Source organism: Coprococcus sp. RTP31081st1_H1_RTP31081_211007 (assembly GCF_040227275.1).
GTDB classification, from domain to species: Bacteria; Bacillota; Clostridia; order Lachnospirales; family Lachnospiraceae; genus Coprococcus; species Coprococcus aceti.
In genome coordinates, this window is record NZ_JBEHVP010000011.1 from 1 (window position 1) to 24,143 (window position 24,143).

Annotated in this window: 20 protein-coding genes and 2 tRNA genes; 19 read left to right on the forward strand and 3 right to left on the reverse strand. The window is 45.5% G+C overall.

Translation table 11 applies throughout. The features are described 5' to 3' along the window. Position 1 precedes the first annotated feature (1 nt). From ABUA31_RS13505 to ABUA31_RS13525, 5 genes are all read left to right on the forward strand, one after another. Positions 2-74: transfer RNA gene (locus ABUA31_RS13505), tRNA-Val, on the forward strand. 30 nt (positions 75-104) lie between these two features. Further along, positions 105-190, forward strand: a tRNA-Leu gene (locus ABUA31_RS13510). 403 nt (positions 191-593) lie between these two features. Then, positions 594-1,976: an amidohydrolase family protein gene (locus ABUA31_RS13515; RefSeq protein ID WP_349819026.1), complete on the forward strand. Its 1,383-nt coding sequence runs from the start codon at positions 594-596 to the stop codon at positions 1,974-1,976. A 46-nt stretch (positions 1,977-2,022) separates the two neighbouring features. Further along, positions 2,023-3,360 (forward strand): uracil-xanthine permease family protein, encoded by a 1,338-nt coding sequence (locus tag ABUA31_RS13520; RefSeq protein ID WP_349093468.1) that lies wholly within the window; start codon positions 2,023-2,025, stop codon positions 3,358-3,360. 292 nt (positions 3,361-3,652) lie between these two features. Further along, positions 3,653-5,836, forward strand: coding sequence for a TerD family protein (locus ABUA31_RS13525; RefSeq protein ID WP_349819027.1), 2,184 nt, complete (start codon positions 3,653-3,655; stop codon positions 5,834-5,836). Between the two features lie 39 nt (positions 5,837-5,875). Here the strand turns inward: ABUA31_RS13525 and ABUA31_RS13530 are convergent, their stop codons facing one another. Beyond that, entirely contained in the window at positions 5,876-6,703 is an 828-nt protein-coding gene (locus ABUA31_RS13530) for a MerR family transcriptional regulator (protein WP_349819028.1), read from the reverse strand. Positions 6,704-6,925: 222 nt separating this feature from the next. Between ABUA31_RS13530 and ABUA31_RS13535 the strand changes: the two genes are divergently transcribed. The 6 genes from ABUA31_RS13535 (at position 6,926) to ABUA31_RS13560 (ending at position 12,797) form a co-directional block, all read left to right on the forward strand. Continuing rightward, positions 6,926-7,243: a (2Fe-2S)-binding protein gene (locus ABUA31_RS13535; RefSeq protein WP_055224615.1), complete on the forward strand. Its 318-nt coding sequence runs from the start codon at positions 6,926-6,928 to the stop codon at positions 7,241-7,243. Between the two features lie 12 nt (positions 7,244-7,255). Further along, on the forward strand, positions 7,256-8,833 hold the full coding sequence (locus ABUA31_RS13540) for an FAD-dependent oxidoreductase (RefSeq protein WP_330378013.1): 1,578 nt from the start codon (positions 7,256-7,258) through the stop codon (positions 8,831-8,833). Next, a complete protein-coding gene (locus ABUA31_RS13545) occupies positions 8,830-9,162 on the forward strand; it encodes a (2Fe-2S)-binding protein (protein WP_015533496.1) in 333 nt (110 codons plus the stop codon). The genes ABUA31_RS13540 and ABUA31_RS13545 overlap by 4 nt, the downstream gene beginning before the upstream one ends. After that, positions 9,155-10,294 carry an NAD(P)/FAD-dependent oxidoreductase gene (locus ABUA31_RS13550; protein ID WP_015533495.1) on the forward strand — a complete coding sequence of 380 codons (1,140 nt, stop codon included), beginning with the start codon at positions 9,155-9,157 and terminating at the stop codon, positions 10,292-10,294. Before ABUA31_RS13545 ends, ABUA31_RS13550 begins: the two co-directional genes overlap by 8 nt. Positions 10,295-10,411: 117 nt before the next feature. After that, positions 10,412-11,590 carry an iron-containing alcohol dehydrogenase gene (locus ABUA31_RS13555; protein ID WP_238051920.1) on the forward strand — a complete coding sequence of 393 codons (1,179 nt, stop codon included), beginning with the start codon at positions 10,412-10,414 and terminating at the stop codon, positions 11,588-11,590. Positions 11,591-11,651: 61 nt separating this feature from the next. Further along, a complete protein-coding gene (locus ABUA31_RS13560; RefSeq protein WP_055147911.1) occupies positions 11,652-12,797 on the forward strand; it encodes a tyramine oxidase subunit B in 1,146 nt (381 codons plus the stop codon). A 47-nt stretch (positions 12,798-12,844) separates the two neighbouring features. Here the strand turns inward: ABUA31_RS13560 and ABUA31_RS13565 are convergent, their stop codons facing one another. Both ABUA31_RS13565 and ABUA31_RS13570 read right to left on the reverse strand, forming a co-directional pair. Further along, entirely contained in the window at positions 12,845-13,843 is a 999-nt protein-coding gene (locus ABUA31_RS13565) for a coiled-coil domain-containing protein (RefSeq protein ID WP_055147908.1), read from the reverse strand. A gap of 246 nt (positions 13,844-14,089) precedes the next feature. Next, on the reverse strand, positions 14,090-14,896 hold the full coding sequence (locus tag ABUA31_RS13570; protein ID WP_055147905.1) for a hypothetical protein: 807 nt from the start codon (positions 14,894-14,896) through the stop codon (positions 14,090-14,092). A gap of 507 nt (positions 14,897-15,403) precedes the next feature. Here ABUA31_RS13570 and ABUA31_RS13575 point away from each other — a divergent pair. Genes ABUA31_RS13575 through ABUA31_RS13610 form a run of 8 tightly spaced genes read left to right on the forward strand, consistent with a single transcriptional unit; the run spans position 15,404 to position 24,036 of the window. After that, entirely contained in the window at positions 15,404-15,742 is a 339-nt protein-coding gene (locus ABUA31_RS13575) for a P-II family nitrogen regulator (RefSeq protein WP_015533492.1), read from the forward strand. Between the two features lie 34 nt (positions 15,743-15,776). Further along, positions 15,777-16,892 (forward strand): ABC transporter ATP-binding protein, encoded by a 1,116-nt coding sequence (locus ABUA31_RS13580; protein WP_015533491.1) that lies wholly within the window; start codon positions 15,777-15,779, stop codon positions 16,890-16,892. Positions 16,893-16,951: 59 nt separating this feature from the next. Continuing rightward, a complete protein-coding gene (locus tag ABUA31_RS13585; protein WP_055147902.1) occupies positions 16,952-17,818 on the forward strand; it encodes an ABC transporter permease in 867 nt (288 codons plus the stop codon). Positions 17,819-17,830: 12 nt separating this feature from the next. Further along, positions 17,831-18,661 (forward strand): ABC transporter permease, encoded by an 831-nt coding sequence (locus tag ABUA31_RS13590; protein WP_022216192.1) that lies wholly within the window; start codon positions 17,831-17,833, stop codon positions 18,659-18,661. Between the two features lie 53 nt (positions 18,662-18,714). Beyond that, positions 18,715-20,364 carry an amidohydrolase gene (locus ABUA31_RS13595; protein ID WP_349819029.1) on the forward strand — a complete coding sequence of 550 codons (1,650 nt, stop codon included), beginning with the start codon at positions 18,715-18,717 and terminating at the stop codon, positions 20,362-20,364. Positions 20,365-20,408: 44 nt separating this feature from the next. Beyond that, a complete protein-coding gene (locus tag ABUA31_RS13600) occupies positions 20,409-21,503 on the forward strand; it encodes a polyamine ABC transporter substrate-binding protein (RefSeq protein ID WP_349819030.1) in 1,095 nt (364 codons plus the stop codon). A gap of 9 nt (positions 21,504-21,512) precedes the next feature. Beyond that, complete coding sequence (locus ABUA31_RS13605) at positions 21,513-22,802, forward strand: MFS transporter (protein ID WP_349819031.1); 1,290 nt, start codon at positions 21,513-21,515, stop codon at positions 22,800-22,802. A gap of 31 nt (positions 22,803-22,833) precedes the next feature. Next, positions 22,834-24,036 carry a tyramine oxidase subunit B gene (locus tag ABUA31_RS13610; RefSeq protein WP_349819032.1) on the forward strand — a complete coding sequence of 401 codons (1,203 nt, stop codon included), beginning with the start codon at positions 22,834-22,836 and terminating at the stop codon, positions 24,034-24,036. The last annotated feature ends 107 nt before the right edge of the window (positions 24,037-24,143 follow it).

A 24,143-nucleotide genomic window follows, 5' to 3' on the forward strand; every position in this document is an offset into this window, starting at 1 on the left:
TGGGATCTTAGCTCAGCTGGGAGAGCATCTGCCTTACAAGCAGAGGGTCATAGGTTCGAGCCCTATAGGTCCCATTTTCTAAACCTTTTAATAAGGTGCAGAATGCCGGCGTGGCGGAACTGGCAGACGCACAGGACTTAAAATCCTGCGGGACTAATCTCCCGTACCGGTTCGATTCCGGTCGCCGGCATTAAATTAAAAGCCTGAAACCTAAGGAAAATCAAGGGGTTCAGGCTTTTTTCTTTACCTTAAAATATTAAGCAAAAATGGCATAAACATAAGATATTAAGGTAAAGTCCTTTAAAAAAATAAAAATATAACAACAGAGGTTATGAGTATTGACCATTTGACGGGATAGTGCTAAGATACGAGCCATCAGGAACCAAAAGTTTTATCTGTTTTCCTTAACACCAAAACAGATAGCTGTAGGGTTCTTTTTTTGTTTATACCGCGGAAAATGAAAATGTAATACAGAAGATTTAGAACAGGACAAAGGAGTCTTTTCAAAAGTAGTTTGTGTGGAACATTTTAACACACACTGCCGGGGAAGGACTCCTTTTTTAGTGGATATTCAAAGTCAGGAGGAATGAGCTATGAAGAGTTATGATCTGATAATCAAAAATGCGCAGATACACACAATGGATGAGGACAGAAAAGTGTATGCGAAGGGAATCATAGGAATAGAGGGAGAGAAGATAACTCTGATAAAGGAAATGAATGAGCTGACACCGGAGGAGCTTCAGGAATGTGAGGGCGCCGGACGTGTGATAGATGCCGAGGGCAAGGTGGTATTTCCGGGATTTATAGATACACATATACATATATTCCAGTCTTTCCTGAAAGGTCTTGGAGCTGATCACAGATTGATAGAGTGGTTGAATCTTTCAGCACTCCCATATGGACAGTATATGACACCGCATCAGCATGAGCTGGCAGCACAGCTTGCATGTATGGAGGCAATAAAGAGTGGATGTACGACCATGAGTGAGTTTTTCTACACCAATCAGGATTCTGAACTGGCTCATTCCTGTATAGACGGAATGGTTTCAACTGGTATACGAAGCGTATTTATCAGAACATTCCAGGATACCGGAGAGGAATACGGAATGCCAAGGTGCTTTCTTGAGCCTGCTGGAAAGGCCATGAAGGAAGTGGATGCACTGAAGAAAGCTTATAAAGAAAATGATATGCTTTCGATCTGGACAGGCCCGGACGTCACATGGTCGACCACGAAGGAGGGCTATCAGGAGATGCTTGAGTATTGTCTCAGTGAGAATGTGAGATACTCAATGCATATCAAGGAGACTGAGGTCGACAATGAGATGTGCGGAAGATATTACGGCAAGGATATAGTGGATATGCTTGAGGAGATAGGATTCCTGACAGACAAATTCCTGGCAGTCCACTGTGTAAACCTCACACCTCATGACATAGAGAGATTTGCAAAATATGGAGTGTCTATAAGCCACAATCCAGCACCTAATCTTTATCTTGGTTCAGGAATACCACCTATTCCGGAAAGCCTTGCTACAGGGGTAAATGTATCTATAGGAACGGATGGTGCGGCATCCAACAATAGTACGGACATGCTGGAGAGTATGAAGCTGGCAGCTCTCATACAGAAGGGAATACACAGAGATGCAGCAGTCATCAGCGCAGATGATATCATACACATGGCGACGGCAGGGGGAGCAAAGGCAATAGGAATGGCTGACAAGCTGGGAACATTGGAGTCTGGCAAGAATGCGGACTTAATAATATTTGACCCTAATCATCTGAAGTCGGCACCTATGCATGATGCAAAGGCGACGGTCGTATATGCGTCATCCGAGGAAAATATCGATACAACGATAGTAAATGGAAAGGTAGTATATCAGGGCGGAAAGTTCGCTTGCGGTATAGATGAGAGAAGCCTGATAGATGAAATAAACAGCGAGCTTGTGGTTCTCAGAAAGCAGCTTGCAGATAAATTGTAGGATGAAAATGCGGATTATGTGACAGCAGATAAGGAGGCGCGTTTATATGGAAGATAAGAAGATAATAGAAAATGACAGCCAGCTCATAGTTGGCGTAAATGAGAAGATAAGCTGTGGCAAGGCGGCATTTCTCGGAATGCAGCATGTATTGTCAATGGATCTGTATATCATGCCGCTGATACTTGGAGCGGCGATAGGACTTGCCGGAGGAGAGTTATCATTTTTCCTTCAGATGAGTTTCTTTGCATGTGGAATTGCAACTATATTGCAGGCGGGATTCTTCATGAAGTACCCTATCATACAGGGACCATCGTATGTACCGCTTGGAGCTATGTGTACGATAGGCGCGACCATGGGAGTCAGTGCAATGATAGGAAGTCTGATACCCGGAGCAATCATGATCGTATTACTGGGTATATTTAAGGGCTTTTCGAAATTTGTGAGAAAGGCAATACCTCCATTTATCGGTGGTATCATCATACTTATAGTTGGAATATCGCTGACACCTACAGCGGCCAAGGGAATAGCAAGCTCAGATGGAAACTTAAGTGCAAATGTAGCATCAGGTCTTACTGCTGCAGGAGTGCTCATCGTATGTATGATACTTCAGTACAAGCTTAAGCATAACAGGATACTTCACATGGTATCAGTAATACTTGCACTGGTTGCCGGAACAGTGGTTGCTGCAGCGATGGGAGCTGCGGACTTTAGTTCAGTACACGATGCAGCATGGTTCAAGCTGCCTGAGTTTTTCCACTTTGGACTTCCAAAGTTTGAGATTAAGTCCTGTATACTCATGATGTTCATTTACCTTATCGTGCTCCTCGATACAACAGGAACATGGGTGACGATCAGCGCCATCACAGGTGAGGATCTCAGCGATAAGAGAATAGATCGTGCTACCATAGGTGAAGGTGTTGGATGTCTTGTTGGTTCACTGTTCGGCGGAACTCCAATGACAGGTTATTCTTCAAATGCCGGAGTCCTTGCGATCACGAAGGTCGGAAGCCGTATGGCGATCATTGCGGGTGGTATGATACTCATGGTGCTCGGCGTATGTCCAAAGCTTATGACCGTCATATCATGTATACCGACACCTGTCGTAAATGGTGTATTTGCGGTTGTATGTATCCTGCTCATATCAAATGGAATTAAGATCATACAGAGTGAGCCACTTGATGAGAGATCGTCACTTATCGTGGGGATCTCAGTCGTGGCAGCTGTGGCAACTATAGTCATTCCTACAGATGTGGTGAATGCAATGCCTCAGTTCCTGAACTACTTCATGTCATCAGGAACTGCAGTTGGTGCAACCATAGCGGTGGTGCTCCAGCTCTGTCTTCCCAGAAAGAAAAAGGCTGTAAAGGTCGCGCTTGAGGGATGAATTTGTAATTTCTATATAAAGCGAAAACTATAAAATTAAAAGGCACATAGAGTAAGCAGTGCGGCATATACTCTATGTGTCTTTTGTATTTGCGCAGAGCAACGAGCCAAAGTCCGTGATTGCAAGAGACGATGTTCATTTTAAACTAGCGGTTCATTGATTGGACAGTTTCGATTTGATATATTGATTATCGCGAAACACAAAGAGGCTATGGTGGTGGTTCCTTCTTAATTGGGATGATAAATGTAAAAGCTTACCGCCACCGGTTTCCTCATTAATAAGGAGAAAAGCTATGAACGAGATATTGCTCAGGCGTAAAAACAAAGTGATACTTGGCACTGGTACTGCAAGAGTGGCAAATGATCGCTACATAACGGCCATTATGAAGAACATCGAAGAACTTGGATATACATTTTCCAGGGAGGTGTTTGACGTTCTCAGAACATACAGCGTCAATGAACTGACAGAATTTTATCTTGAACTCAAAGCCGCGCTTATGAAGCTTGTGGGTGCAAATGTTGTATATATGCCTATGTATGCCGATTTCCCTAAGGGCGTTATGGATGCACATTTTTCTGAGTTGTATATAAATGCGATGGTGCATTACTGGTCAGATGGTATCCTGTATCCAAAGAATCACAGAAAGTGTGTAAATGACAGACTGCCACTTTTTGACGAGACGAAGGTCAAGGTTTTGCAGCTTGGAAGCGAGGACGATGTGAGACAGATATTTGACAATATCTGTACGTCGAGAACATCCATATCAAGAACTGACAGGGAGGATATAGCATATTTATTCGAGACTGAGAATATGAAGCTGCCTGATAACATACCACACAAGGAGAATGCTGCATACATCGCCGCGCTCTATCTGCAGAAGAAGCCTCTGGCAAATGTCAGTGAGCTCAGGAAATATGTAAAGACTGCAACTGATGTGCTGAGACTTGTGACTGCCATGAGTGATGGCGATGTGAGCCTTGCGGAGAATACTAGATACAGAAGCTTTTCACGCAGACAGAGAAGGATGATCATGGAGCTTCTGTCTGGCTGTCCGAATATAGAGGAGGATATGCTCAGATATAAGGAGAGATGGATCAGAATTGGAGAGAGGATCCATCCTTCTGAGTTTGACTGCAGCAGATACACTCTGGAGTATGACAGGGCGATAAATGCATTTGACAAGCTGAGAAATAACAGGAAGATAGAGACATTTGCAGGAAAGGTTGAGTTTGACCTTGCCTATGGTGAGTATGAAAGTGCGCTTGCCGAGCTGGTGAAGAGACCGGGTGAACTGGCAAGGAGACTGGATCAGCTGCTCAGAGAGACATATAAAGAGCCTGTTATAAGAAGCTTTGCGTCTGTGGCGGAGAAGGTGTCGACACCAGTACTGCTTCAGGTGAGGGAGCACTTTCTGCACAGACCTGAGCATACAGATGTGAGAGTGTTCTTCCCAAAGGGGCGCCTTGCAAAGTGCCACAGCGAGCAAAACAATCTGCCAGATATAGATGAGAGATACTGTCAGGAAGTTGTTCGGATCTGTGAAAATGCCCTTGTGAAGATCTATGGACAGAGGGAGCCTATTGGTAAGGTGTACTTGTCTGAGGATTACAGGAATTATGTGGTTCCATTCAGCCAGAGAAGTGCCAGCAAGGCGCTTAAGACTATAGTCAGAGGCTCGAGACTCCCTATGGCTTCGCAGACAGATGCTGTGAGGGCATTTATATGGTGGACGAATATGGACAAATGTGATTTGGAGTCGTATGACGATGGAAGAGTCGACATAGACCTGTCGGCGGCTATATTTGACGAGAACTGGAACTACATGGAGCATGTGTCATATACCAATCTGAAATCTGAGAAATATAAGGCCTGTCATTCGGGGGACATTGTAAATGGCGGTCCTGTGGATGGTGATGGTGTCAGTGAGTTCCTTGATGTGGACGTAGATTCAGTTGTGAGATATGGTGCAAGGTATGTGGTGTACCAGGTGTATAGCTTTACCGGTCAGAACTATGCGGAGATGCCTCATGCAATGTTTGGCTGGATGGAGAGGGCTGATGTGAACTCGGGTGAGATATATGAGCCAAAGACGGTGGAACAGAAGCTGGATCTCACAGCGGGCAGCACGGTGTGTATTCCTGTAATATTTGACTGTGTTAAGCGGGAGTTTATCTGGTGTGACATGAATCTGTCGCTCAGTGGAGTCCACACAAATACCGTCGGCAATAATCTGGAGAGCAATCTTTCTGGAGTCGCAGCGGTATGCTATTCCATGGTGAATATGAAGAAGCCGGATCTCTACGATCTTATCGCACTCAATGTCATGGGCAGAGGAGTGTTGGTGGATAACAGGGAAGATGCTGACATTGTGTTTGACACTGCGTTGTATCTGAATAATGACACAGTGGAGAATGAGCGTGATAAAATGGTGATAACCCCATACGACACGGAGCTGTTCATGAGTGAGTATCTGTAATTACATTTTTAGAGAACAAAATGAGCTGCGGCAAAATGGTTATTTTATCATGAGCTGCAGCTCAATTATATATTCACTGTCATCGTTGGTCTCATAATCATCTATATGACACATTTCAACAGGGTCACTGGCAATCTCAAGCTGGTGAGCCTGTGCGTATGTATAGAGCCGTGGCAGCAGTTCCTTTGTCTTGGTCAGGGCGCCCTTGTATGTCATGGAGAGATATCTTCCTGCTTGAAGTACATAATTGCAATCGGCGTCCTCAAGGTATGGTGCGAAGAAGAATACGTTCTTGGTACGGTAATACTTGGACTTTGGATCGCTTCCGGGGATGTCAAGGGTATAGCAGTCGCAGGCACCTATTGTGTCAATCTTGGTGTTGTGGCTCTGCATGTATTTGACCACATAATAGGAGACATAATCATCAGGAAGATTGTCGTCAGTGACCATGACGCACTTTCGGTCTGGAAGCTCCTTTATCACAATAGTCTCAAATTCATCCTGTATATCCGGGCTGCAAAGGGATGTGATGGTGTCCAGCCGGTTCTGGATACTGTCCCTGGTGGCTTTGAGCTTGGCAATCTCAGCGTCAACCACGTCAAGCTCGGCTCTGAGCAGGGATGTCGTACTATCGACATTTCTGTCCTCGTCATATTCACGGATCTGGTCAGTGGAAAAGCTGAGTCCCAGCAGCTCACGGATAAGCGCAAGGCGGCGGACGTCATCAATGGTGTACATCCTGTAATTGTTCTCGTCATTTCTCACAGGGTGCAGTATCCCAACCTTCTCATAATATCTGATAGAATCCACGCCGATATCAAACAGCTTAGACAATTCCCCAATCTTGAAAGTATCCTTTTTCTTCATAATATAATCTCCAATTCCCGATCCCATATAACTGTATCGTAACACACCACCTAATCAAATTCTATTTTCTTTGATATTACTTAATAAAATTAAGCCATATGACCGCTAAATCTTCCTATCTAACGAATTTCGCAAAAACAAATCAAGTACATTGACTCTAGCATGATACAAGGGTTTACCATTTCACCAAGTTAATTAACCACACAAAAAGGAGGAATGGCTATGGATAGGATATTAACTCACCCGATACTGGGGGACACCCCGGAGGGCAGGCTGGTGAATTTTACATATGATGGACAGACGCTTCAGGGAATAGAGGGCGAGCCGATAGCGGCGGCGCTCAGAGTTGCGGGTGTCATGACACACAGATATACCAAGAAGAGACATGAGCCGCGAGGTGTATTCTGTGCCATAGGAAGATGCACGGACTGTGTCATGATCGTAAATGGCAAGCCAAATATAAGAACGTGCATCACTCCTCTGGAAGAGGGAATGGATGTGAGGACGCAGTACGGTGCGTCGGCAGAGAAGGATTTTTAGGAGGTGACTGCTATGATAGAGAGATACGATCTGATAGTGATAGGCGCAGGTCCGGCAGGACTTTCCGCAGCGATAGAGGCTGCGAAGAACGGAATGAAGCCGATAGTATTTGACGAGAATGCAAAGCCTGGCGGTCAGCTTTTCAAACAGATACATAAGTTCTTCGGATCAAAGGAACACAAGGCGAAGATAAGAGGATTCAACATAGGTTACGAACTTCTTGAGGAGGCAAATAAACTGGGTGTGGATGTAAGGCTTAATGCAACAGTTGTGGGTCTCTATGACGAGAAAGAAGTGACGGTCAGGATCGGTGATGGGATAAAGCATTTCAAGGGCGACAGTGTGCTTGTGGCGACAGGAGCCAGTGAGAACATGGTTACCTTCAAAGGCTGGACACTTCCGGGAGTCATCGGCGCGGGTGCCGCCCAGACTATGATGAATCTTCATCACATAAAGCCGGGTAACAGGATATTGATGCTCGGTTCAGGAAATGTAGGACTTGTCGTCAGCTATCAGCTCATGCAGGCAGGGTGTGAGGTCGTGGCTTTAGTTGATGCGGCACCGAGGATTGGAGGATACGGAGTACACGCTGCAAAGATATCGAGGTGTGGAGTTCCATTTTACTTGTCACATACGATCGTTGAGGCGAGTGGAACGGACAGGGTAACAGGAGTGACGATCGCACAGGTAGACAGCCATTTTAATTTCATAGAGGGAACCGAAAAGACATTTGACGTTGATACGATATGCGTTGCCGTTGGACTTTCACCTATGTCACAGCTTTTAAAGCAGGCGGGCGTAAAGATGAAGGATACTCCGGGCGGATACGTTCCTGAGTGTGACGAATGGGGCAGAACCTCAGTGCCGGGAATATTTGCAGCCGGGGATGTGTCCGGGATCGAGGAGGCAAGCTCAGCCATGATCGAGGGCAGAATAGCGGGATCTGTCATATCGCAGGATCTCGGATTTATAGAAAAATCAGAGATGGAAGCGCGTGCATCGGAGCTTGAGGATGCACTTGGAAGCCTCCGTGAGGGAATGTTTGCACCGAAGAACAGGGGCAAGCTGATCGAGAAGACTGAGGAAGGCATAGATGTATCGATGAATCTGCTGGAGCACGGCTTTGTGGCAGATGACGAGATAGAGAGATATCCGGGAGTGACTCACAGGAAGGGAATACATCCGGTTATAGAGTGCACCCAGAACATCCCGTGCAATCCGTGCCAGGATGCGTGTCCGAAGGGGTGCATAAGCATAGGGGCAAATATAACCTCTCTTCCGACAGTGACGGAAAATCCATGTATAGGCTGTGGCATGTGCGTTGCAAGCTGTTCAGGACAGGCCATATTCCTAGTGGACGAGGACACCGGGGATGGCTATGGAACGGTGACACTTCCATATGAGTTTCTTCCGATACCAGAGAAAGGAACAAAGGGCGTGGCACTTGGCCGTGATGGCCATGAGGTGTGCGAGGCGGAGGTCGTAAGTGTCAGAAGTGCAAAAGCATTTGACCATACCAATCTGCTGACCATGAAGGTGCCGAAGAACATGGTGATGAAGGCAAGATTTTTCAAGGAGGTGCGGTTATGATAGATATCAGAGAAAAACTTGATGCCATAGGACCTTATGTTCCGGCACCGGATGACGACATGCTGGTGTGCAGGTGTGAGGAGGTCACAAAGGGCGAGATAAGGCAGGCAGTTCATGCGGGAATGCTGACGATAGAAGAGATAAGAAGATTCCTCCGGTGTGGGATGGGATTGTGTCAGGGACAGACTTGTGGCAAGCTGGTGAAGGGCATTGTGGCAAGGGAACTTCACGTGTCACCTCTTGACATAGAGCCTGCCACGTCAAGGGCACCTATGAGACCTACAGAGATGCGGATACTTGCGAGAGATGGAGGTGAGGCTCATGAGTAAACATACAGCAGAGGTTATAATCATCGGCGGCGGTGTAAATGGATGTGCTGCGGCATACTATCTGGCAAAAGCAGGAATGAAGGATGTAATAGTGCTAGAGGGTAGTCCGAGCATAGGACATGGAGGCTCCTCACGAAACGGAGGCGGAGTCAGACAGTCGGGAAGAGATGTCAGGGAGCTGCCATATGCAATGTATGCGGTGCAGAATATGTGGCCGACACTTTCCGAGGAGCTTGGAGTTGACGTGGAATACTATCAGAAGGGCAACCTTAGACTTGGCAAGACTGATGCCCATATGGAAAAGCTCAGAAACCTTGCGGCAAATGCTAACTCTCTCGGACTTGACATGAAGATCATAGATGGCAAAGAGGTGAAGGAGATCTGCCCATACCTCTCTGACGAGATAATCGGCGCAAGCTGGTGTCCTACAGATGGACATGCAAATCCTATGCTGACGACTCTGGCGTACTACAAGAGGGCAACGGAGCTCGGGGTAAATTTCTTCACAGATGCAAAGGTGGCTGCACTTGAGAAGGTGAAAGGAAAACTCAGAAAGGTCATACTGGAATCAGGTGAGGAGTTCGAGGCGGACAAGGTCATACTGGCTGCCGGATATGAGAGCAGATTCATCGCAAGGACAGTTGGAATAGATGTGCCGATGACAAAGTATTTTGAGGAGGCGCTGGTTACGGAGGTGCAGCCGCACATGTTCGACATCATGCTTGGTGTTGCATCCGCTGACTTTTACGGACATCAGTCACAGCACGGATCATTTGTATTTGGCTCAGATTCGGGACTTGAGGAGACAACGGACATGGGACTTGATGAGCTCAGGACCTCACCGCTCACCGTATCTGCCGGTTGCAGGGCGATCATGGGATATATACCGATGCTGGCGGATGCCAAGATCGTAAGGACCTGGGGCGGATGGCTTGATCTCTGTTATGATGGTGTTCCAGTCATAAGCGAGGTCGACGAGGTTCCGGGACTTATACTGGCATGTGGATTTACCGGACATGGATTTGGAACGGCACCGGCTGTTGGACTTATGCTCTCACAGATGGTGCTCGGCGAGAAGACGGTGGTGGATATATCGTCCTTACGATATGATAGATTCAAGGCTGTCAGGTAGACAGCATATGGATCAGAGGCGTATATTATTGATGAAGCAATTCTGTTGAGCAATATAATAGGTACTCCACAGAGCAAAAGTATCAATAATAACAATAAGCTAAAGGAGAGATATAACATGGAGAATTTTTTTTATAATATTCCGACAAAGGTATCATTTGGCAAGGGCGCCATTGATGATCTGTCAGGGTACATCAGCGAATACGGAGACAGTGTTCTGCTGGTGTACGGAGGCGGAAGTATAAAGAGAACAGGGCTGTACGACAGGATAATCAAGTTACTTGACTGTAGTCACATTTCCCATATTGAGCTTTCGGGTGTAGAACCCAACCCGAGACTCACAACGGTGAAGAAGGGTGTGCAGATGTGTCTGGAGCATGATGTGAAGGTGATACTTCCTGTGGGAGGCGGCAGTACAATAGACTGTTCCAAAGCTATAGCAGCCGGAGCGTGCTATGACGGTGATCCATGGGATCTGGTCGGACACCCAGAGAAGATAGAGAATGCTATGCCGATCATAGCTGTCGCGACTATGGCTGCGACGGGTTCTGAGATGGATCCATTTGCAGTTATCACAAATGAGGAGACAAAGCAGAAGAAGGATATCGCATCCGATCTGCTCTATCCTGCTTATGCGATACTTGACCCTGAGTATACATTTTCCGTTCCTGCATACCAGACGGCAGCAGGTGTGGCGGATATCATGAACCATATATTTGAGGTTTATTTTGCAGATAATGGAGACACATACATGCAGGACCGCATGATGGAGGCTCTTCTTAAAACCCTTATAAAGTACGGTCCGGTGGCAGTCTCAGAGCCGGACAACTATGACGCCAGAGCAAATATCCTCTGGGCATCTGAGTGGGCGATAAACGGATTCATAGCGTGTGGCAAGGATGGCCCATGGCCGGCGCACTCCATAGAGCATCAGCTGAGTGCTTACTATGATATAACACATGGACACGGACTTGCGATCATCACGCCGGTTCTGATGGATTACATTCTTAACGAGAAGAGCCTTCCGGTTCTGGTAAATTACGGCGTGAATGTATGGGATATAGAAAAGACAAAGGCCCCTTATGATATAGCCCGAGAAGCAATATCAAAGACACAGAAGTTATATGAGGATATGGGTCTGACCTCGGATCTCGGCGAGCTGGGCGTGCCTTATGAGAAGGACTTTGACGAGATGGCTGAGAAGGCGGCGGCAGAGGGACTTGAGCATTGCAGGGTGCCTCTGACGAAGGAGGATGTCGTGGAGATTTATAGAAGATGTTTTAGAAACGTAAAATAGAACACATTTGCAAATATGCAATTGATGAATTGTATAGTGAATTACAGCAGGAGGTGGCAGTATGGACAGCAAGGTTGAATTCTTATTTCTGAATGAAGAGGACATGATAAAGGCGGGCGTACTCGATGCGGACAGAGCTGTGGACACCATAGGCGAAGTAATAACACTCCTAAGCGAGGGTGACTACCTCATGGGCGGCAGAGCGCATAACGACCACGGCGTACAGCTCATATTTCCGGAGAAGTCGGACATTCCGAACTTCCCGCTTGCGGACTCGGCGGACAGGAGATTCATGGCGATGCCGGCATATCTCGGAGGAAGATTTCATATGTGCGGTGAGAAGTGGTATGGCTCAAATGGCAGAAATTCGCACAAGGGACTGCCGAGATCCATACTCATGGCGACACTGAATGACGTGGAGACAGGACAGCCGCTTGCGTACATGTCAGCCAATCTCCTGAGTGCCATGAGAACCGGAGCGATGCCCGGGCTTACTGCCATGTATCTTGCAAGAAAGGATAGCAAGGTACTGACTATCCTTGGCGCAGGAGTCATAGGAAGGACAAGCCTCATGGCTATCATGGCAAAGTTCCCGGACCTGGAGGTGCTGAAGATCAAGGGCAGCTCAAAGACTTCGCACACAGCCCATGAATTGGCGGATTACGCCAGGGAGAACTATAAGAGTCTCAAGGAGATAATCATCTGCGATACTCTGGAGGAGGCCGTGAGGGATGCAGATATCATAGCGGAGGCGGTATCTGTTGAACCGAGAAAATGGCCTGTCATAGATCCGGCATGGGTGAAGCCTGGATGCACGATCATATCATCTGGAACCATGGATATGGATCTGGAGTTTGTCAGGGACCACGTGACGAAGGTTGTAGACAATATACAGATGTATGAGGAATATGTAAATGTGTATCAGGAGTGGGACGAGGATGGCAACAGGATATCACTTGGAACACCAGGCATACACTTTGTAAATATGGTGACGGATGGCTGGATAGAGAAGAGTGAGATCAGACATCTGGGAAACATAATGCGTGGCCTCGAGCCGGGACGAACGAGTGATGACGAGATCTTTCTCGTGAGCCTTGGCGGCATGCCGATCCTTGATGTAGGCTGGGGCTATGAGTGCTACCAGAGAGCTCTGAGTGAAGGCATCGGAACAAAGCTTAAGCTGTGGGACATGCCATATATGAGATAAAGAAGAAAACATCAGCCAGGATATTTACTATCCTGGCTGATGCTGTGTTAACTGTTCTGATGTTTAGCAAGTTCTGCCTTGAGACGTTCAATCTCAGCATCCTTGTCGGCGATTTCAGCGTTCTTGTCGGCGATTTCAGCAAGCTTATCAGCCATTTTTTCATCCATGTCCTTGATGGTATTTTCCATAGCTTCCATCTTAAGAATCAGTGCATCGGATTCGAGTTCTAAAGACTGATCAATCATATTCCAGACCTCCTCTGTCTCAGTATAAGCATCATACAGATAGGTATATAACTTTTTCGTCAGCGATATCAACTGATGTGCATCAGAAGGCGTGATATTACCTAACTGCTGATTGATTTCTATACTTTGAAGTATATCAGTCTCAACTAGATTTTTCAACGAATTGATAGTGGTTTTATCTGGGCCGTTTTTTCTGTTCATAAGTTTTCTCAACTTGAGGAGATGAAAAGGAATAAGGATTATCATCTTGCGGTCGTTGAGTTCCTGGGCACTCAACTGAGCCAGCTTTACGGTTGGTACAGAGTAAATATATGGGGAGTTGTTCTGAAAATCAAGTTTAAGCTGTAGTTCATCAGGAACAGACGATGATACATCACCAAGATAAATGATTCGTGGTTCGGGAAAGTGTAAGGTGTAAACAGGTTTGTTGTCAAATTCTGTCGTATGTATTTCCTTATTTACATCAGCATAGCCGTAGCCATAGGAGAATACCCTGAAAACTATTTCGTTATCTTCTGTGATCTGTGCTTCCATGTGGTAGGCATATTTGTCATTGAGAATGAGTATTGAATCCGCAAGTGTGGTTTTTAGAGTTCCATCAGCCTGGTGTTCAGTCCAGTGATAGGTTATGGTGGTAGTGGACGGATTGTGATCCGTGCCAAAAAGACCGTTTATCATGTTGGTTACAGCTTTGGATGATAAAGTCAGCATTTTCTTAAATGCATGGTCGAATATCTGGTCAGCAGATTCCTTAGTGGTGTAGGTATCACCACGGTAATTTCCCTGTTTTGTATTTTTCAAATAGAGTCCTCCGATAAAATTTGTATTCCAGCTGGTAGGCATACATTAAATCAATCTTCAGATAAAGTCAATAAAATGACAAACATTCCTCAATAAAGCGAATTTTGGGGCTTTTTTAGGGGTCATTCTCCAAATTGTATAGTAATTTACAGATTTAAACATCGATTTTTGATGGCATCGAAACAAAAAGCTTTCGACTGTAATATGACCAGCCGAAAGCTTTTTAATGAAAAATGTTAGTGTAAGTTAATCAGATTGTTTTATTCTGAAAGTTACTCTCTGTACCTTGCCGTCCTTGGACCAGATGATGAGCTTGTGTGTTCCCTTCTTAAGAACAGCCTTGCCCGGTTTTACAGCCTTACCGTCCAGCTTCATTTTCGCAAGACTCTTAGGATTAGATACTGTAAGTTTCTTGCCAGGTTTGTAAGTCTTGCCATTTACGACGGACTTGCTTCTGGCGGTTTTGTTCACCTTGGTTGTGGAAGCGAAAAGCCTTGTTGCCTTGTCTGCATCTTTGATGACCCATGATACGGTTTTACCGTCTTTGGATACTGTGCCGTTTGTGAAGTTGACCTTGGACTTGAAGGTTATCTTCATATTTAAGTAGAAGGATGATAAATCCATAGCTTCGTCAGATAATCCGGATGTTGATACAGTTAAGGCAGAAGGGTTAAAAGTGGCAAAGAAATAATTTTTGCTTATGCATACGTTTGAAAATCCAGAGGTACTATTAAGATTGTCTTCGATATCTTTAAAACTTGAGTTTTTTATAGTTGAGATAAACATATGATAAATAGTACCATTTATTCTCTTTTTGGAGTATTTAAGTCCAGATTTTTTTGCATCTTTTATTATAGCTTGTTTTGTTGTGTTAGATAAGCTTGCCATAGATTCAATCATTTCATCATCAAACCCAATAGAAACAGTACAGCTCGCCTTTGTAGCAGATGAGATCTTCACGCTTGTGGTTGTGGCTACTCCACATCCCGTCAGGGCAAATCCGAATACGAAGATGCACATGGTGAGCAGCAGATGTTTTAAATGCTTGTTCATAATAATTGTAACCTCCCTTTTCAAAAACATTATATAACTCCCTACATTTCAAATATATTGTGGCAGACAGAAAAATGTCAATAGCAGAAAAGGAAAAATCAACCAATATTCCATACTTTTATAACAGAAAAATCATAAAGCTAAATTTATGATTATAGTAGAACATCTTACAAAATGCTATGGAGATTTCATAGCGGTGAGAGACCTGTCATGGCAAAGAGGACAGAGATGCATCAGCAGCGAAGCCCAAGATGAGACATTTGCACTTAATAAAATAAAGTGATGGACTTAACAATGTTAAGTAAATTTAGACATTGGCTGCCAAAATAAACCATGTCTGCCGAATAAAATAAACAATTAAAGAAATGACAAAAAACATTGACCTTGGTATTATACCAGACTCTACAATGAGTGAAAATTAAAAGCAAGAACACATGGAAGAGAGCAAAGGAGCTCATAGGAATATGACTCCGCTGCTCTCTTTTTTATTTGTAAGGAGGAATGGATATGAAGAAGATAGAACTCATCATCAGACCAGAGAAGCTTGAGCCACTCAAGAAGATACTCAGCAAGAATGAATACAGCGGACTCACCGTCATGTCGGCCATGGGCTGCGGACACCAGAAGGGCTACAGCGAAGAATTCAAGAAGCTTGGGATGGAGATCAATCTCCTGCCAAAGCTCTACGTCATGACCGTGATACTTGACGAGGATCTGGATGACATACTCACAGAGATATGTGAGAAACTCTCCACTGGTCAGGTTGGAGATGGAAAGATATTTATAACAAATGTTGACGATGTCATGAGGATAAGGACAGGAGAACACGGAGAATCAATACTTTGATTACTACTTTAGAAAAGAGTGAGGTGAGTTGCTGATGGAAGAGAGAAAAGCAATAGTACAGCTTAAAAACATAACAAAGTCATTTGGCGACAATCAGGTGCTGAAGCCCATCAGCCTTGACATATACGAGGGAGAGTTCCTGACATTGCTTGGTTCATCAGGCTGTGGCAAGACGACCACACTTCGTATCATTGCAGGTTTTGAGACACCCACGGAGGGAAATGTATACATAGAAGATAAGGATGTCACAGAGCTGGCACCGTACAACAGGGATGTTAACACGGTGTTTCAGAGTTACGCTCTTTTCCCTCACATGACAGTCTTTGACAACATAGCATTTGGCCTTGTTGAGAAGAAGATGGACAAGAAGGAGATAAAGAAAAAAGTTCTGGAAATGCTGGATCTGGTACAGCTCCATGGATTTGAGAAGAGAAAGCCATCGCAGATGTCAGGTGGACAGAAACAGAGAGTTGCAATTGCCAGGGCACTGGTAAACTCACCGAAGGTACTGCTTCTTGATGAGCCACTCGGAGCACTTGATCTGAAACTCAGAAAGCAGATGCAGGTGGAGCTCAAGAGGCTGCAGAAGAAGCTGGGAATCACATTTGTGTATGTAACCCATGATCAGGAAGAGGCGCTTACCATGAGCGACAGGATAGCTGTCATGCATCAGGGACACTTCGAGCAGATCGGTACGGCAAAAGAGATATACGAGAACCCACAGACCAAATTTGTTGCAAGCTTCATAGGAGAGTCCAACATATTCGAGGCAAATGTGGACACCATAGAAGGCACTGATCTTGGGCTTACGATGGAGAATGGAAAGGTCAGAGCGAAGGGCGAGGGATTTGTTAAGGAAGAGATCGTGTACATATCGGTACGTCCCGAAAATACGCATCTGTCAGACAAGCCGGTGGATGGATTTACACTGAAAGGAATCGTCAAGGATCAGATCTATGTTGGTTCGGTCCTTAAGACTATAGTGGAACTGCCAAATGGCAAGGAAGTCAAGGTCAACAATCATCCTGATGCCACGGTATATCCTGATGGCACGGCAGTGTCAGTGTACTGGGAGCCGGACAAGGCGGTTGTCATACACACCAAGGAGGATAAGATGTACGACGCCATAGAGGATGCAGTTCTTAAATAAGAAATATCTGCGTGTAATGATAACCGGATTTAGTTTCGGCTATGCAAGGAGGCTTTGCTATGAAAGAAAAAAAGAAAAAGGAGAAAAAGAACACTCTGCCGATATTATGTATGGTTGGTCCAACATCCCTGTGGCTGTTGTTTTTCCTTCTCATCCCACTTATATATGTTGTGGTCATAAGTTTTATGACGAAGGGTGCATATGGCGGAGTTGTCGGCAAGTTCTCAATTGACAGTTATAAGAAGATATTTGATCCGCTGTATCTGACGGTCATGTGGAAGTCGGTTGTCATGGCATTTGAGACAAGCGTGATATGCCTCATCATATCTTATCCATTTGCTTATATGCTGTGCAAGGTGCCGGACAAGATACGCGGAATGCTCACACTTCTCATCATGCTGCCATTCTGGGTAAATGGTCTCATCAGACTGAATGGATGGTCAAATATACTGAGAGACAGCGGCTTTGTAAATACATTGTTGATGAAGATAGGAATCATAGACCAGCCGATACAGATGATGTACTCGGAGGGGGCAGTCCTCTTCGGCATGGTGTATACCTTCTTCCCATTTATGGTACTGCCGCTTACAAGCAGCATATCAAAGCTCGATCATTCGCTGGTTGAGGCGTCATACGATCTGGGGGCAAGAAAGATAAAAACATTTATCAGAGTCATACTCCCGATGACGCTCCCGGGAATATTTGCAGGAACGATACAGGTATTCATACCGAGCCTTGGAGCATTCTTCATATCGGATGTCATGGGCGGCGGCAGCGCCGCATATCTTGGCAATCTGATACAGAACCAGTTCCTTGTGGCACGTAACTGGCCACTGGGCGCAGCGTTCTCGGTACTTCTGATCATCTTCACTCTGGTTGTGCTGAAGGCGTACAGCAAGGTTGGAGATCTGGATGATCTGGCATAAGGAGGGATGGATATGAAGCGAAAAGAAAAGAAGAAGATGGGCGCGGGATCGATCATATTCATGGCACTTGTATATCTGTTCCTGTACATGCCGGTATTTGTCATCATCCTGTTCTCGTTCAACAAGAACAATACAAATATGGTGTTTGACGGATTCACACTCAAGTGGTATCTGGAGGTGTTCCAGGGGGACTCACTTCTGAAGAACTTCTGGCTGTCCATAGAGCTGGCGTTAGTGTCTATGGTCATATCGGTGGTTCTAGGAACTCTGGCAACCATAGGACTTTACAGGTACGAGTTCAAGCTCAAGAAGTTTATCAACGGACTTCTGTACGTGCCGATAGTCATCCCGGAGCTTGTCATAGGACTTGCATCTCTTGCATCATTTTCCAAGATGGGCATGACCATGGGATTTGCGACCATGGTGTTCGCACACGTTACATTCTGTCTGCCATTTGTCATCATCACACTGAGATCACGAATTGCGAATTTTGACAGCTCTATAGAGGAGGCTGCCATGGATCTCGGGGCAAATCAGTGGCATACGTTAAAGCGTGTCACCATCCCGATGCTGACACCTGGAATCATATCCGGAGCGCTGCTATCCATAACTCTCTCGATAGATGATGTAATAATCAGCTACTTCGTATCCGGAGCCGGGGATATCACGTTCCCTATCAAGGTATACGGAATGGTCAGAGGCAAGATCACAACAAATGTATATGTCATATCAACTTTGATGATAGTCGGAATAGTTGTGATCTACCTCCTTGCGGGGGCACTTGGAAGGTTTATATCAAAGCGCAGGGAGATAAGAGACATCCGTAAGATAGATGCGCAGTAATTCGGGAATACAGAATATGTTCCGAAGACATATATGGCAAGGAGGCGTAACAAATGGATGAAACGACAAAGATGACAGCAGACCTTATAGTGTATGGAAAAATCTATACGGCAGACAGCAAACGCAGTCTGGCGCAGGCTATGGCGGTCGCCGATGGAAAGATCATATACGTGGGTGACAGAGCCGGTTCAGAACGCTATGCAGGCGAAAATACTCAGGTTATAGAACATGACAAAGGACTTGTGATACCGGGAATGACAGAGGGACATGCACACATATCAAGCACCACTGAGATAGTGTACGGTGTCAGCCTTGCAAATAAGGAGAGCACAGACGATTATGTGACGGCGATAAAAGATTATATGGCGAGCCACCCTGACGAGAAGGTTGTGAGCGGTTCCGGTTTTGAAAATGGAGTATTTGGATCCTTGGGACCGACAGCTGACATACTGGATGACATATCGACGGATGTGCCGATGGTCATGATAAGCGAGGATCACCACTCATATTGGGTGAACAGCAAAGCCATGGAACTTGTCGGGATTGATGAAACTACCGCAGAGGTTCCAAATGGTGTGATAGTGAGGTATCCGGGAACAAGCAGACCAACGGGATGGTTCAAGGAGATGGCGGGCAATCTGTTCAGTGCGGTGCTGCCTGAGATGACTGCTGACAACTTTGCACATGCCATAGAATGTTATCAGGATATAGCCTTGTCAAATGGCATCACAATAGCATTTGAGCCAATGTTTGACAAGAAACAGAACTATGACAGAAGATTTGCCGGATATGCAAAGCTTAACAGCGAGGGAAAACTGAAGGTGACATTCAGGGTAGGTTACACACTAGAGCCTGTTGATGATGAGGACTATGTGTTTGCTGAACTTGCAAAGTATCATGAGAAGTTCCGGTATGTTCCTAAGATACAGGTGAACACGTTAAAGATATTTGCAGATGGAGTAGTGGAAGGTCATACAGCTTTTCTCAGAGATGATTACGCGGATGCCCCAGGAGATAAGGGTGAGCCGATGCTCAGCCAGGAGAGGACAAATGCGGCGGTGAAACGTGCTCTTGATGCGGGATACGATGTACATGCACACGCAATCGGCGATGCTGCGATAGACGAGGTGCTGAATGCGTATGAGTACGGACAGACAGAAATAGACAGGGATTACAGAAATGTCATAACACATCTTCAGGTCATGGTGCCGGAGCATGTGGACAGGATGAAGAGCCTTGGTGTGGTAGCGGTCACCAATCCATACTGGCACTTCAGGAACAGCGTGTATTATGACACTTTGGAGAAGCCATTTCTCGGAGAAGAAAGAGCCTCCAAGGAATACTATATGAGATCCATCACAGATGCTGGAATCGTCACAAGCTGTGCCAGCGACTTCCCTGTAACGGTTCCACCGAGAACTATGGATGCACTTCATCTCATGGTGAACAGAAAACAGCCCGGACATCCGGAGATGGAAGAGATGGGTGCCGGCGAGACGATAAGTGTTGAGGATGGTCTTCAGGTCCTCACATATGGCGGAGCATACCAGAACAGGCTTGAGAAGACAAAGGGATCCCTTGAAGCAGGCAAGGATGCCGACTTCGTATTGCTGGATTCGGATGTCCTTACTATCCCGAAGGAAGACATCTACAAGACACAGGTTACAGCCACTTATATATGTGGTGAGAAAGTCTGGGCGTAAGAATAAACAACCAGACTGGTGTTCAATAAAAGGAGGAAATGACTATGATAAGAGGAAAAATCAAAAAAATGATGGCTGCAGCACTTGCAGCGACAATGGTATTTACGATGACAGCATGTGGCAGCGATTCAGAAGAGAAAACTGCAGACGGATACGCAAAGGAGATATATCTGTACAACTGGTCAGAGTATATGAGTGAAGATGTTCTCAATAAATTTGAGGATGAATATGGCATAAAGGTAGTGGAGACTACATTTGAGTCGAATGACGAGATGCTGGCAAAGCTCATGGCGGGAGGCGGATCAGAATATGACATTGCAGTACCTTCAAACTTCTACATAGAATCTATGAAGGCAAATGATCTGCTTGAGCCTCTGGACAAGGATGTGATCACCAATTATGACAATATCGATGAGACTTACAGGACAATGCAGTGTGATCCGGATGGAGAGTACTGTGTTCCATATATGGGAACATCCTGTGTATGGATAGCAAATAAAAAGATGCTGGACGACTATGGTATAGAGATCCATAAGATGGACGACTTGAAGAATGATAATCTGAAGAATAATATTTTGCTTGTGGATGATTCCCAGGCTATTATGAGTGTAGGTCTGCTGGGATGCGACCTTGATCCTACATCGGGCAACCTCGATGATATTGCAAAGGCAAAGGATTATATAAGTGGGCTGAATCCATATATCAAGGCATTTGCAGCGTCAACAGACACGAGAGACAGTATGGCAAAGGGAGAGGTAGCAGTTGCTCTCATGTACAGCGGCGAGGCACTTCAGGCGATGAAGGAGAATCCGGATCTTGAGGTAGTCATGGATGGTGAGCAGTGTTCACTCTCAATGGATACAATGGTCCTGCTCAAAGGCTCAAAGCACAAAGAGGAGGCAGAGCTGTTCCTTAACTTTATATTGAGACCTGACATATCCGCAGAACTCACAAATGAATTTCAGTTCATCTGTGCCAATAAGGCAGCAGTAGAATATCTGGATGATGACCTGAAAAACAGTCCACTGTGTGTGCTCACAGATGATATGAAGAAGAGAATATTTATGATAAATACATTTGATGCAGATGCGATATCAGCTGAGACAGATGCGGTCATGGAGATCAAATCATCCAGATAGGAACAGCCTATGGGATTGCAGAAGAAGATACGCGTAGACACATCTATAAAAAAGAAAAACGCGAAGCTCAATATAAAATATGCAATATTACAGATGATGTTCTGGACCTGTGCGGCATCTGCGTACGCATACCTCACGCAGATGCTGCAGTACAAAGGTTTTACGGACGGACAGATAGGAGTAATAAATGCGGTAAAATTATTTTCAACTGTAGTGTTTCAGATAATCATAGGTGTATTTTCCGACCGGCATGCAGAACGTATCCAGTTAAAATATATCATCTCAGTGCTGACTGTTGTGGCGCTGCTGTTGACATCTGTTTTTTATGAGTATAAATTATCGTTTGTACAGACAGTGACGCTGTTCATCGGATTTGGTGCAACATTTACATGCATATCACCGCTTATAGATTCCCTGTCCATAAAGTATATGAACGACGGCAGAAATATCAACTACCCTATATGCAGGGCAGCAGGTTCCTGCGCGTGGGCTGTGGCATGTGTGCTGTTTGGGGTGTTCTGTGACAGGTATGATGCGAACAGGCTTCTGATACTACAGATGCTGTTCACCGCCATGATGCTGGCGGTGCTGCTGGTCATGGATGATACATCATCCTGCAGCGATTGCAGGGCTTTGGGCGCAAGAGAGAGAATAGCTGCAGCAAACATCACGGAGACCCGGAAAACAGAGGTACACACCGCAGGATATCTGCTCACAACATACCCGAAGTACAGGTGGTTTCTCATAGGTTCAGCGGTTATGTTCATGGGATATAATGTTGGAACGACATTCCTGATAAATGTGTTTGAACGCCTGGGTGGCAATAATTTTCATTATGGACTGGCTGAGTTCGTGATGGCGGTCAGTGAAGTCCCGTCGGCATTCCTGCTCATAAAATTCAGGAAGCGGATATCTCTTGACAAGATAATGCTGTGCTGTGCGGTGTTCATGACATTCAAGAACATGTTCGCGGCATTCTCGGACAATGTGTGGGTGATCGTCATATCCCAGGGATGCGAGATGCTGGGCTTTGGGTTATTCTATTCCGGAAGTGTGTATCTTATAGAAGAGATGCTGTCACCCGCTGATGTGGTGAAGGGAATGTCATTGATAAACGCATTTACGGTGGGAGCCGGAGAGGGGATAGGAGCTCTGCTGTGTGGATGGATAAATTCCAGATACGGACTTACAGTGCTCATGGATTCCAGCGTAGTGATAAGTGCAGTGTCCATTGTATGTATAGTGATCATGTGTCGTGCGTCAAATGAGATTCACGGCAAAATAATAAAAAACAGCTGATATATGACGAGAGAAAGGTTTGGTAAGGATTATGAAGAACCGAGATGTAGAATCAGAAGCGGCAGGAAGAAAGAGCAATATAGAAACAGACAAGCAGAATATAAGCTTCCTCTACCTCAGCGAGGAGGATATGATAGATGCGGGTGTTCTCAACCCGGGAAGATGTGTGGATGTCATGGAGGAGACCATGGGACTCATGGAGGACGGAGATTTCCTCATGGGTGGTCCGTACAATGACGCACATGGCCTTATGTTGTACTTCCCAAAGAAGTCACCGATAGAGAATTTCCCGGTCAACAATGCCAGAGACAGGAGATTCATCGCCATGCCGGCATATCTTGGCGGCAGATTCCATGTGGCAGGTGAAAAGTGGTATGGATCAAATGGCAACAACAGATCGATAGGACTTCCACGCTCCATACTGATGATGATGCTTAATGATGTGGAGACAGGAAAACCTCTGGCATATATGTCCGGAAATCTTCTTAGTTCTATGAGAACAGGTGCTATGCCGGGACTTGCGGCAAAGCTTCTGGCAAGGAATGACTCAAAGGTGCTCACACTGGTCGGCCCCGGAGTCATATGCAGATCAAGTCTCAGAGCCATCATGTCACAGAGATTTGACATAGACACCATCAAGATAAAGGGCAGCTCACCGACATCGGCAAATGCGATTAAGATGAAAGAGTACATAGAGGAAAATTATCCTCAGGTAAAAAATATAGTTTTGTGCAAGGATATGGAGGAGGCACTTAAGGATGCCGACATCATAACTGAGGCAGTCTCATGCAAGGAGGGCGAGTGGCCAGAGTACAAGCGAGAGTGGCTCAAGCCCGGAGCGCTGGTCATCTCTACAAGTACCTTCAATATGGAGCATAAGAGCATTGTTGACCTGAAAAAAGTCATAGACAACTACGGAATGTACGAGAACTACGCAGAGGAAGATAATGTTGGATATGATGCGGAGGGCAACAGACTCCACACAGGCTGCATGGGAGAGGACTTCGTATACATGGTGCAGGATGGATTGATAGAGAGGAATTCCCTTACTACATTCGGAGAGATAATCCGCGGCAAGAAGCCCGGCCGTGAATCCGACGACGAGATCATCCTCGTATCCATAGAGGGCATGCCGACAGAGGATGTGGCATGGGCATATGAATGTTACACCTATGCCCTTGTACATGATATCGGCACGAAACTCAAAGTCTGGGATCACCCATATGCATTTTAACAATTCTGAGAACTAGCTTTGAATAATAAGTCGTAGTCAGGCTCAAAACATATATTCAGCAAAAAAGCCGTGTATGTACATGGACAATCGGTAGTGAATACAGCCGA